Origin of the sequence: Streptacidiphilus fuscans, assembly GCF_015690355.1 — a bacterium.
Classification (GTDB): domain Bacteria; phylum Actinomycetota; class Actinomycetes; order Streptomycetales; family Streptomycetaceae; genus Streptacidiphilus; species Streptacidiphilus fuscans.
Genome location: NZ_JADPRT010000022.1, coordinates 136,320 through 148,324 on the forward strand (window position 1 = coordinate 136,320; position 12,005 = coordinate 148,324).

Sequence of the window (12,005 nt, forward strand, 5' to 3'; positions counted from 1 at the left end):
ACCAGCCGCATCGGCGGGAGAATCGACCGGTGCGGAGCCGGTGCGGGACCGGCCGGAGAGGGAGCCCATGGGGATGCAGGGCACGCAGGGGTACGGGCAGTCGTCGTGGGCGCCGATGGCGGTGCCCGCGTTCCGCCTGCTGTGGCTGGCCCAGATGGTGTCGAACATCGGCACCTGGATGCAGACCGTGGGAGCCCAGTGGATGCTGGTGCACCAGCCCAACGCGGCGCTGCTCACCTCGGCGGTGCAGGCGGCCAGCCTGCTGCCGGTGCTGTTCGTCTCGCTGCCCGCGGGCGTGCTCGCGGACCTGCTGGACCGCCGGCACATCCTGCTGGCGCTGTCGGTGGCCATGGCGGTGCTCGCCGGGGTGCTCGCCGGGCTGACGGGGGCGGGGCTCGCCACCCCCACGGTCCTGTTGCTGATCACGTTCCTGATGGGCTGCGGCCAGGCGTTGACGAACCCCGCCTGGCAGGCGATCCAGCCGGAGCTGGTCCCGCGCGACCTGATCCCGCAGGCCGCGTCGCTCAACAGCCTCAACGTCAACGTCGCGCGGGCCGTCGGCCCGGCGCTGGCGGGCCTGCTGGTCGCGGTCTCCGGCCCGGCCACGGTGTTCACGGTGAACGCCGTCAGCTTCGTCGTCGTCGCGCTGGCGGTCTACGCCTGGCACCGTCCCCCGCAGAGCCTGCGCGGCAGTGAGGCGCCGGTCCCCGCACTGCACGCCGGAGTTCGCTATGTGCGGCACGCGCCGGGCGTGCGGCGGATCCTGGTGCGTTCCGCGCTGTTCGTGCTGCCCGCCTCGGCGCTGTGGGCGCTGCTGCCGGTGACGGCGGGCCGGAGCCTGCACCTGGGATCGGGAGGGTACGGGCTGCTGCTCGGGGCCCTGGGCGTCGGAGCGATCGTCGGCGCCCTGACGATCAAACGGCTCCGGGCGGCCCTGTCGGAGAACGTCCTGCTGGCGCTGGGCGGCGTCGTGTTCGCCGGTGGCACCGTCGCCACCGCCACCCTGCACAGCCTGACCGCCCTGGCCCTCGTGCTCCTGCCCACCGGTGCGGCCTGGCTGGTCAACCTGTCGACCTTCAACACCGAACTGCAACTGAGGCTGCCCGCATGGGTCAGGGCCCGCGGGCTCGCCGTCTATCTCATCGTCTTCATGGGCGGCCAGGGCATCGGCTCGCTGGTCTGGGGCGCTGTGGCCGGGGCCGCCGGGCTGACCCAGGCGCTGCTCGCCGCCGCCGGGCTGCTGGTGGCGACCACCGTGACGCTGCTGTGGTGGCCGGTCATCCACCCCACCGCCCCGCTCGACCGCTCGGTCGTGTCCACCTGGCCCGAGCCGGCCCTGGTGCTCGACGCCGTCCCCGACGACACGCCGGTGCTGGTCCTGATCGACTACACCGTCGCCCCCGGGGACGTCGACGCCTTCGTCGCCGCGATGCGCCCGGTGGAGCAGTCCCGCAGGCGTACCGGCGCCGTGAGTTGGGAGCTGTACCGCGACAGCGCGGTGCCCGAGCACTTCACCGAGGCCTTCCAGGTCGCCTCCTGGTCCGAGCACCTGTTGCAGCACTCCAGCCGCACCACCGGATACGACGAGGGTCTCCTTCAGGACGTGCGCTCCCTCGCGCAGGGCGCGCCGACGGTCCGTCACCTGCTGCCCTCCGCGAGCCGGTCCTCAGCCGAGGGCGCGGTCGAGGTTGAAGGCGGCGCTGATCAGTGAGAGGTGGGTGAACGCCTGGGGGAAGTTGCCGCGTTGCTCCCCGGTGCGGCCGATCTCCTCGGCGTAGAGGCCGACGTGGTTGGCGTAGGTGAGCATCTTCTCGAAGGCCAGCCGGGCCTCCTCCAGCCGCCCGGCGCGGGTGAGCGCCTCCACGTACCAGAACGAGCAGATCGAGAAGGTGCCCTCGGCACCGCGCACGCCGTCGGGGCTGGCCTCCGGGTCGTAGCGGTAGACCAGCGAGTCGGAGACCAGAGTCGCCGTCAGCGCGTCCAGGGTGGAGAGCCACTTGGGGTCGGTGGGCGAGATGAACTTGGCCATCGGCATCATCAGCACGGAGGCGTCCAGGACGTCGCCGCCCAGCGCCTGGACGAACGTCCCACGCTCGGCGGACCAGCCCTGGCGCATGATCTGCCGGTAGATGTCGTCCCGGCTCCGCTGCCAGCGGACGAGATCGGCGGGCAGGCCGCGCCGGTTGGCCATCCTGACGGCCCGTTCGATCGCCACCCAGCACATCAGCCGCGAGTAGACGTAGTTCCTCCGGCCGCCCCGGGTCTCCCAGATGCCCTCGTCGGGCTGGTCCCAGTGGGCGCAGAGCCAGTCCACCACGGCGCAGACCTCGTCCCAGCGGTCGCTGCTGATGGGCTGTCCCCACTTGTCGTAGAGGTAGACCGAGTCGATCAGCGCTCCGTAGATGTCCAGTTGGAGCTGGGTGGTGGCGGCGTTGCCGATCCGGACCGGGGCGGAGCCCAGATGGCCCTCCAGGTGCGGCAGTTCGATCTCGGGCAGGTCGCAGCGCCCGTCGATGCCGTACATGATCTGCAGCGGACCGGTGGGGCCGGCTCCGCGCATGATGCCGCGCTCGGACAGGAAGCCCATGAACGCCTCGGCCTCCGAGGTGAAGCCCAGCCGGAGCATGGCGTAGACGCAGAAGGCGGCGTCGCGGACCCACACGTAGCGGTAGTCCCAGTTGCGTTCACCGCCGACCTGCTCCGGCAGGCTGGTCGTCGGGGCGGCCACGATCGCGCCGGTCGGCGCGTAGGTGAGCAGCTTCAGCACCAGCGCCGACCGGTGCACCATCTCGCGCCACCGGCCGCGGTAGCGCGAGCGGCCAAGCCAGGTGCGCCAGAACCGTACCGTGGCCTCGAACTGCTGCTGCGCCTCGGCGAGCGGACAGGCCTGCGGGCGGACGCCCGCGCCGACCTGGTCGAGGGCGAAGACCACGGACTCGCCTTCGAGGAGCTTGAAGTGCGACACCACGTCCGGGCCGTCGGGTTCGAGGGGCGCGGTGGAGGTCAGGGCGAGGGAGAGCGACGGGGCCTCGAAGACGGCCTCACGGCCCTGGACGCGCAGCGTGTGCTTCTCGGCCCCGTAGCCGAAGCGCGGGGCGATCCGCGCGACGAACGGCAGGTTGCCGCGCACGCAGACCACCCGCCGGATCAGCCGGTGCCGGTCGGCCTCGCGGGACTCGTCGACGACCGGCATGAAGTCCTGGATCTCCGCCACCCCGTCCGCCGCGTAGAACCGCGTGATCAGCACGTTGGTGTCGGGGAAGTAGAACTGCCGGGTCCGCGCGGGCACGTCGGCGGTCAGCGCGAACGACCCACCCCGGTCGGCGTCGAGGATGGACCCGAAGACGCTGGGCGCGTCGAAGCGCGGGGGGCAGTACCAGTCGATCGTGCCGTCGGTCCCGACCAGGGCGGCGGTCCGGAGATCGCCGATCAGACCGTGCTCGGAGATCGGCATGTACCGCGGGTCGTCCACCCAGCCGGACACGCTCCCGATGGCCATGCCCGCCTCCTACCGTTCGGCTGTGGGCAGGTGCGGCCGCGAAGGACCGTGCCTCTCATGGTAGATCGGGCAGCGGTGGTGCGTCGGAACGCGGGAACGTGGTGCGTCGGAACGCGGGAAGGTGCTGCGTCGGAACGCGAGAACGTGGTGCCTCGGAACGCGGGAATGGGCCGTCACCGTGGTGCGGTGCGGCCCATTCCCGGACGGACGGTCATGCCTGCAGGCTGGTCAGCGCCTGCCGCGCACGCCGGGCGGCGCGCTCGGCGCGGTTGTTGAGCCGCGCGGCACGGGTGAGGCGGTAGGCCTTGGCCGTGCGCAGACGCTCGTCGATGGTCGCCCGTGTAGCGGCTTCGAGCTGGAAGGTCATGGTGTTCTCCCCCTTGCGGAGGGGCGATCCGCCGGCATCCGGGTGATGCCAGCCCGACGGCCCCGTATGGCTACGATTGTAGCACCAATACGGGAACCATGCCTTTGTTTTAAATGCCTGTCAGCCGCATCTCCCTGTCGATCGAAGACTCTCCGCTCGCCGGACCCGCCGTCCCGTCAGACGTTGCGGCGGTACTGGCCGCCGACCTCGAAGAACGCCTCGGTGATCTGCTGCAGCGAGCAGACGCGGGCGGCGTCCATGAGGACGGCGAAGACGTTGTCGCCGTTCACCGCCGCGTCCCGCAGGGCGGCCAGGGCGGCGTGGGCGTCGTCGTGGTGGCCGGCCTGGAAGTCGCGCACGCGCTGGAGCTGCGAGCGCTTCTCGTCCTCGGTGGCGCGGGCCAGCTCGATCGGGCCGGGCGTGGCCGTGTCGGCGTGCGGGTTGCGGAAGGTGTTGACGCCGATGATGGGCAGGGTGCCGTCGTGCTTGCGCTGCTCGTACAGCATCGACTCGTCCTGGATCCGGCCGCGCTGGTAGCCCGTCTCCATCGCACCGAGGACGCCGCCGCGCTCGCTGATGCGCTCGAACTCCTCCAGCACCGCCTCCTCGACCAGGTCGGTGAGTTCGTCGATGACGAACGAGCCCTGGAGCGGGTTCTCGTTCATCGCCAGGCCCCACTCCCGGTTGATGATCAGCTGGATGGCCAGCGCGCGGCGCACCGACTCCTCGGTCGGGGTGGTGACCGCCTCGTCGTAGGCGTTGGTGTGCAGGCTGTTGCAGTTGTCGTAGATGGCGATCAGCGCCTGCAGCGTGGTGCGGATGTCGTTGAAGTCCATCTCCTGCGCGTGCAGCGACCGCCCGGAGGTCTGCACGTGGTACTTCAGCTTCTGGGAGCGCTCGTTGGCGCCGTACTTCTTCTTCATCGTGACGGCCCAGACGCGGCGGGCGACCCGGCCGAGCACCGAGTACTCGGGGTCCATGCCGTTGGAGAAGAAGAACGACAGGTTGGGGGCGAAGTCGTCGATGTGCATGCCGCGCGCCAGGTACGCCTCGACGTAGGTGAAGCCGTTGGCGAGGGTGAAGGCGAGCTGGCTGATCGGGTTCGCGCCCGCCTCGGCGATGTGGTAGCCGGAGATGGAGACCGAGTAGAAGTTCCGCACCTTCTGCGCGATGAACCACTCCTGGATGTCGGCCATCATCCGCAGCGAGAACTCGGTGGAGAACAGGCAGGTGTTCTGCCCCTGGTCCTCCTTGAGGATGTCCGCCTGCACCGTGCCGCGGACGTTGGCCAGCGCGTGGGCGCGCAGCTGGTCCGCCTCGGCGGGGGAGGGGTCGCGGCCCTCGTCGGCGCGGAACCGGTCGAGCTGCTGGTCGATGGCGGTGTTCAGGAAGAACGCCAGCACGGTCGGCGCCGGGCCGTTGATCGTCATCGAGACCGAGGTCGTCGGCGCGATCAGGTCGAGGCCGTCGTAGAGGACCTTCATGTCGTCGAGGGTGGCCACCGAGACGCCGGAGGTGCCGACCTTGCCGTAGACGTCGGGGCGCTCGTCGGGGTCGCGGCCGTAGAGGGTCACCGAGTCGAACGCGGTGGAGAGCCGGGTGGCGGGCTGGCCCTCGGAGAGCAGCTTGAAGCGCCGGTTGGTGCGCTGCGGGTCGCCCTCGCCCGCGAACATGCGCGCCGGGTCCTCGCCGTCGCGCTTGAACGGGAACACCCCTGCGGTGAACGGGAAGTAGCCCGGCAGGTTCTCCCGGCGCCAGAACCGCACCAGCTCCTGGTGGTCGGTGAACCGGGGCAGCGCCACGCGGGGGATCCGGTTGCCCGACAGGGACTCGCGGGTCAGCGCGGTGCGGATCTCCTTGTCGCGGACCTTCACGACCTGCTCGTCGCCGGAGTAGGACGCCACCACCGCGGGCCAGCCCGCGATCTGCTCGCCGATCTCGTACGGGAGCTGCCGGCAGGCCTCGGTGAGCAGCTCGGTCACGCTCGCGGCGTCGAGCCCGGCCTCGACCAGCTCGGCCTTGACGGCGTCCAGGTACTGCACCCGCTTTGCCGCCGTGGCGAGTTGCTCGGTCTCGGCATGGTAGCCGCGGACCGTCTCGACGATCTCGGCCAGGTAGCGCACCCGGTCGGCCGGCACGACCTGCCGGATGCCGGAGGAGTGGCGCACGTCGACCGACGGCAGCGCGCCCTCGGAGAGGTGCAGGCCCTTCTCGGCCAGCAGCGCCTTCAGGTGCTGGTGGAGCGCGGTGACGCCGTCGTCGTTGAACGTCGCGGCCGAGGTGCCGAACACCGGCATGTCGTCCGGCTTCTTGTCGAACGCCTGACGGTTGCGCACCAGTTGGCGGCTCACGTCGCGCAGCGCGTCCTTGGCGCCGCGGCGCTCGAACTTGTTGATGGTGACCACGTCGGCGAAGTCGAGCATGTCGATCTTCTCCAGCTGCGACGCGGCGCCGAACTCCGGCGTCATCACGTACAGCGAGGTGTCGACGAACGGCACGATGGCCGCGTCGCCCTGGCCGATGCCCGGCGTCTCCACGATCACCAGGTCGAACCCGGCGGCCTTGACCACGTCGATCACGTCGGCGAGGTGCTCGGGCACCTCGTGGCTGCCGCGGGTGGCCAGGCTGCGGAAGAACACCCGGTTGCCGTCGAGGGAGTTCATCCGGATCCGGTCGCCCAGCAGCGCTCCGCCGCCGCGTCGGCGGGTCGGGTCGACCGCGATCACCGCGATGCGCAGCTTGTCCTGCTGGTCGACGCGGAACCGGCGCACCAGCTCGTCGGTGAGCGAGGACTTGCCGGAGCCGCCGGTGCCGGTGATCCCGAGGACCGGCACCGGGCGCGCGGCCGCGGCGGCGCGGACCTGCTCCAGGAACTCCGGTGACAGCCTGCCCAATTCGGCGCCGGTGATGGCGCGCGCGACGGCGGACCGGTCACCGGTCAGCACGGCGCCGAGCTCGGCGCTGCGGTTCGCCCAGAGGTCGAAGTCGCAGTCCGCGACCACCGAGTTGATCATCCCGACCAGGCCCATCCGCTGGCCGTCCTCGGGCGAGAAGATGGTCACGCCGCTGGCGCGCAGCCGCGCGATCTCCTCGGGGACGATCACGCCGCCCCCGCCGCCGACCACCCGGATGTGCTCCCCGCCGCGCTCGCGCAGCGACTGGACCAGGTACTCGAAGTACTCGACGTGCCCGCCCTGGTAGGACGAGACCGCCACCCCCTGGACGTCCTCCTCGATCGCCGCGTTCACGACCTCCTGCACGGACCGGTTGTGCCCGAGGTGGATCACCTCGGCGCCCTGCGACTGGAAGATCCGCCGCATGACGTTGATCGACGCGTCGTGCCCGTCGAACAGCGCCGAAGCGGTGACCAGGCGGACAGGGTTCTCGGGTACGTGCAGATCACTCATGGTGGCCTTCCGGGACAGGTCGAAGCAGCGCCGACGATACAGATACTAGGACGTCCTAGTAAATGGTGCGGCGTGCGGGTGCCGACCTTCGTGCCCGTTGCCTGACTCCGCCGAGCGTCCTGCCCGGTCGCAGCGGCGGGGAGGGCGTCGTAGCGTAAAGGGATCGGTTCGGCATGATTCGGCATCCCTGGAGGGGAGGAGAGTCATGAGCAAGAGCATGGCGGTGAAGGGGCACCACGGCCTCGGCGCACGCGGGCAGGGAAAGCTGCTGTATTTCCACACGCAGTTGGCCCACGCGATCCGCCAGTCCAAGGAACAGCTCGACCGGAAGCGGCAGCGACCGCACGAGTTCCGCCAGCCCGACGGCCACTGGGCTCCCTGACCCACCGGGCCTCTGACTCACCAGGCCTCTGACCCACCGGGCCCTGCGGAGGCCCTCATTGGCTGGGCCCTGAGCGGGCCCCTTGACGAGCGATGTGGTGCACATGCCCGAGGTGACTCCCGAAGCACTGGCCGCATTGCGCAGCCCGCGGCCCTACCCGGCGATCACACTGGTCCTGCCCAGCGACCCGAAGGCCCCCTCCGACGACCACACCCGGATCCTGCTGCGGGACGTGCTCACCGAGGCGAAGCGCAGGCTCGCCGACGACCCCGACGTGGACCGTGACGACCGGCTGGAGCTGACCCGGCACAAGCTGGACCCCGACGTGATCGAGGTCGCGCGGGACTCCGACCGGTCGGGCGACGCCATGGTGGCCTACGTCGCCGCGGGCGAACCCGTCCAGGTGTGGCACTTCACCTCACCGTGGGCGGTGGTGCCGCGCGTGGAGTTCGGCACCACGTTCCTCACCCGGTATCTGGTGGCGGCGGAGCAGGGCGCGCGTCCGTACCTGGTGCTGGTCCTCGACCAGAAGCTGAGCCGGCTGTTCCGAGGGGCGTGGCGGGAGCTGACGGAGGTCACCGAGCACGGCTTCCCCGACAGCCCGCAGATCCCCTCGCCCGAGGACGCGATCCCCGGCCCGATCCCGCACTCCGCGCCGTACGAGGATCACGAGGCCTATCTGAAGCAGTACCTTCGGGCCGTCAACTCCCGCCTGGGGGACGCCGTGAAGGAGGCGGGCAGGCCGCCGCTCTTCCTGGTCGGCAGCCCCAAGATGCTGACGATGTTCCGGCAGGAGACGGACCTGGCGGACCTCATCGCCGGGACTCTCCCGCTGACCGGCATGGAGACCGTTCCGGCGCGGGAGCTGGTGAAGCGGCTGACGCCCGTCCTCGACGAGTTCGACGCCCAGCAGGTCGCCGGAGCGCTCGCCGCCATGGACACGGCACGCTCGCAGGGCAAGTTCGCGGGCGGCCCGGTGGAGGTGTGGACAGCCGTCGCGGACAAGCGGGTCCGGCTGCTCGTCGTGGAGGAAGGCCAGGTGATCGCCGGGCGCATCTCCGACGACCGCCGCGAGCTGGAGCTCGAACCGGTCCAGGAACCGGTCACCCTGCCGAATCCGAAGCGGGACATCGGACCGGCCCCGCACTCCCTGGGCGTGGCCACGGACATCGTCGAGCAGCTGGTTGAGAACACGATTCGCGCGGACGGAGAGGTTCTGTTCGTGCCCGACGGCACGCTCGCCGAGACGGACGGGGTCGCGGCGGTCCTGCGCTTCTGACGGACGCAGTGCTCGGCCGTGGCCTGGATCGGGGAGACTGCGGGGGTGAACCTCGCCGCCCTTGACCTCCCCGTACGCAGTGCCGTGCCCGCGCTCCGACGCGCCCTGGAGTCGCGCGGGGCGGCGGTGCTGGAGGCGCCGCCCGGGACGGGGAAGACGACGCTGGTGCCGCTGGCGCTGGCCGGACTGCTGGACGGGACGCCGTCGCGGCGGGTGCTGGTCGCCGAGCCGCGGCGGCTTGCGGTACGGGCCGCCGCCCGCCGGATGGCGTGGATGCTGGGCGAGCCGGTGGGGGAGCGGGTCGGTTTCACGGTGCGCGGCGAGCGGCGGGTGGGCCCGGACACCGTGGTCGAGGTCGTCACCACCGGCGTCCTGCTGCAACGCCTGCAGCGCGACCAGGAACTCGCCGGGGTGGACCTCGTCATGCTGGACGAGTGCCATGAGCGGCACCTCGACGCGGACACCGCGCTGGCCTTCCTGCTGGACGTGCGGGCCGCGCTCCGTCCCGAACTGCAGCTGGTGTGCGCGTCGGCGACCTCCGACACCGCCGCGTGGTCCCGGCTTCTCGGCGGCGGCGGAGGCGACGCGGATGGCGGCGCGGATGGCGGGGCGGATGGGGGCGCGGACGGGCCCGCGCCCGTCGTCGAGGCGCACGGGATCCAGCATCCCGTGGAGGTGATCTGGTCGCCGCCGCCCCGCCCGGTCCGGCCGCCGCAGGGGTTGCGCACCGACCCGGCCCTGCTGGAGCACGTCGCGGCGACCGTGCTGCGGGCGCTGCGCGAGCGCGAAGGCGACGTGCTGTGCTTCCTCCCCGGCGTGAGCGAGATCGGCAGGGTGGCCGGTCTGCTGGGCGGCCTGCGCGACACTGCCGATGTGCTGCAACTGCACGGACGGGCCGACCGCTCCGTGCAGGACGCCGCCCTCGCGCCCGGCTCCCGCCGCAGGGTCGTGCTCTCGACGTCGGTCGCCGAGTCCTCGCTGACCGTGCCCGGGGTGCGCACCGTCGTCGACTGCGGGTTGACCCGTGAGCCGCGTACCGACCACGCCCGTGGGTTGGCCGGGCTGGTGACCGTGCGGTCCTCGCTGGCGACCGGACGCCAGCGCGCCGGACGAGCGGGCCGGGAGGCGCCCGGCGCCGTCTACCGCTGCTGGGCGGAAGCCGAGGACGCGCTGGCGAGGGCGCTGCCCACGCCCGAGATCATGCAGGCGGACCTCACCTCCTTCGCCCTCCAGGCCAGTTGCTGGGGAGCGCCCGGCGCTCGCGGACTCGCCCTGCCCGACGCGCCGCCCGCCGGTGCGATGGCCGCCGCGCACACCACGCTGACCGCGCTGGGCGCGGTCGACGCCGAGGGCCGCGCCACGGGACGGGGTGTCCGGATCGCGCGCACCGGCCTGCACCCCCGGCTCGGCCGGGCGCTGCTCGACGGCGCGCCGCTCGTCGGCGAGCGCCCGGCGGCCGAGCTGGTCGCGCTGCTCTCCGAGGAGCCGCCGCGTGCGCTGGGCGACGACCTCGCCGCCGTCCGCCGCGCGGTTCGCAAGGGCAACGACCCCTACGCGGCGCGCTGGCGCGACGAGGTGCGACGGCTGCGTCGGCACCCGGACGCGGACGAAGCACCAGCTGGTGTGGGCGACGCCGAGGCGGCCGGGCTGATCGCCGGGCTGGCCTTCCCCGAACGCATCGCCAGGAGGCGCAGCCCGGGGTCACGGCCGGGGGCACTGCAGAAGCCCGAACCCGGCGCCGCATCCGCCTACTTGATGGCCTCGGGCACCGCCGCCGCGACGGGCGCCGGGTCGGCGCTGTCCGGCGCGGAGTGGATCGCGGTCGCCGTCGCCGACCGCCCGGCCGGGTCGCCCTCGGCGCGGGTCCAGCTGGCCGCCGCGACGGACGAGGCCACCGCCCGTATGTGCGCGGCACCGCTGCTGACGGATCGTGAGGAGGTCCGCTGGGCGGTCCCGCCGGGGTCGAGGCGGGGCGAGGTCGCCGCCCGCCGCGTCGAGGCGCTCGGCGCGGTCGAACTCGCCACCGAGCCGTTGGCCGCTCCGGACCGGGCGCTGCTGCGGGCGGCCCTGCTGGAGGGTCTCGCCGTCGAGGGCGTCGAGGAGCTGCTGACCTGGTCGGCCGAGGCGACGAGCCTGCGACAGCGGATGGCTTTCCTGCACCGCGTGCTGGGCGACCCCTGGCCCGCCGTCGACGGCGGCTCCCTGCGTGAGCGTGCCGAGGACTGGCTGGAGCCCGAACTCTCCCGCGCCCGCCGCCGCGCCGACCTGGAACGCGTCCCCACGGCGACCGCCCTGGCCCGGCTGCTGCCGTGGGCCTCCGGCGAGGCCGGCCGCCTCGACGAGCTGGCTCCCGAGCGGATCACCGTCCCCACCGGGTCCAGGATCCGCGTCGACTACTCCGCCGACCAGCCCGTCCTCGCGGTCAAGCTCCAGGAGCTGTTCGGCTGGCAGACCGCTCCCCGCCTCGCCGGCGGGCGCGTCCCGCTGACGATCCATCTGCTCTCCCCGGCGGGCCGCCCGGCCGCCGTCACCGCGGACCTCGCCTCCTTCTGGCGCGACGGCTACCGCGCCGTCCGCGCCGACCTCCGCGGCCGCTACCCCCGCCACCCCTGGCCCGAAGACCCCACCACCGCCGAGCCCACGCGCCGCGCGAACCCGCGCCGGTAGGGGTCGGATGCGGCCGTTGGCTGCCTTGACTGTCATCGAGTCGGGTGACCAGCGGAGCTCTCCCGTTTCTTGGTCAACTATTCCATGACGGGAATAACTCCGTTGCGGCATAGACGATGTATTGAGAGTCCGCCTACCTTCGTGCCCAGGGCGCGCTGGGTGCCCAGCGGGAAGGGACCTCCACCATGGCGGAGAAGATCGGACTCACCCGGCTCACCGGAAGCGGGGAGGGGTCTGGCGAGTGTGGGCAGGGGGACTGCCCGAACGTCTACCGAACGGACCGTGGCACGTTCGTCGTCCAGGGCGAACACTTCGCCGGCTTCCAGCCCCCGGAGGGGGAGGGGCTTGTGGAGATTCCCGAAGCGGTCCTGAAGGAGGCTTTTCGTGCTCTTGGCTGGTGAGGA

Annotated in this window: 8 protein-coding genes; 5 read left to right on the forward strand and 3 right to left on the reverse strand. The window is 72.0% G+C overall.

Translation table 11 applies throughout. The features are described from left to right. Positions 1-73: 73 nt before the first annotated feature. Positions 74-1,711: an MFS transporter gene (locus I2501_RS36185; protein ID WP_236046535.1), complete on the forward strand. Its 1,638-nt coding sequence runs from the start codon at positions 74-76 to the stop codon at positions 1,709-1,711. Here the strand turns inward: I2501_RS36185 and I2501_RS36190 are convergent. From I2501_RS36190 to icmF, 3 genes are all read right to left on the reverse strand, one after another. Next, entirely contained in the window at positions 1,667-3,499 is a 1,833-nt protein-coding gene (locus I2501_RS36190; RefSeq protein ID WP_196194996.1) for a glycoside hydrolase family 15 protein, read from the reverse strand. The genes I2501_RS36185 and I2501_RS36190 overlap by 45 nt on opposite strands. 211 nt (positions 3,500-3,710) lie before the next feature. Next, on the reverse strand, positions 3,711-3,866 hold the full coding sequence (locus I2501_RS36195; RefSeq protein WP_196194995.1) for a hypothetical protein: 156 nt from the start codon (positions 3,864-3,866) through the stop codon (positions 3,711-3,713). Positions 3,867-4,042: 176 nt separating this feature from the next. Next, the gene (gene icmF, locus I2501_RS36200; protein ID WP_196194994.1) at positions 4,043-7,273 is read right to left on the reverse strand and encodes a fused isobutyryl-CoA mutase/GTPase IcmF; all 3,231 of its coding nucleotides are present in this window, start codon (positions 7,271-7,273) and stop codon (positions 4,043-4,045) included. A gap of 205 nt (positions 7,274-7,478) precedes the next feature. Between icmF and I2501_RS36205 the strand changes: the two genes are divergently transcribed. From I2501_RS36205 to I2501_RS36220, 4 genes are all read left to right on the forward strand, one after another. Further along, positions 7,479-7,655, forward strand: coding sequence for a hypothetical protein (locus I2501_RS36205; protein ID WP_196194993.1), 177 nt, complete (start codon positions 7,479-7,481; stop codon positions 7,653-7,655). Positions 7,656-7,758: 103 nt separating this feature from the next. Next, a complete protein-coding gene (locus I2501_RS36210) occupies positions 7,759-8,934 on the forward strand; it encodes a baeRF3 domain-containing protein (RefSeq protein ID WP_215909703.1) in 1,176 nt (391 codons plus the stop codon). Between the two features lie 45 nt (positions 8,935-8,979). Continuing rightward, positions 8,980-11,601, forward strand: coding sequence for an ATP-dependent helicase HrpB (gene hrpB, locus I2501_RS36215; RefSeq protein WP_196194992.1), 2,622 nt, complete (start codon positions 8,980-8,982; stop codon positions 11,599-11,601). A 185-nt stretch (positions 11,602-11,786) separates the two neighbouring features. Next, positions 11,787-12,002: a hypothetical protein gene (locus tag I2501_RS36220; protein ID WP_196194991.1), complete on the forward strand. Its 216-nt coding sequence runs from the start codon at positions 11,787-11,789 to the stop codon at positions 12,000-12,002. Positions 12,003-12,005: the final 3 nt, after the last annotated feature.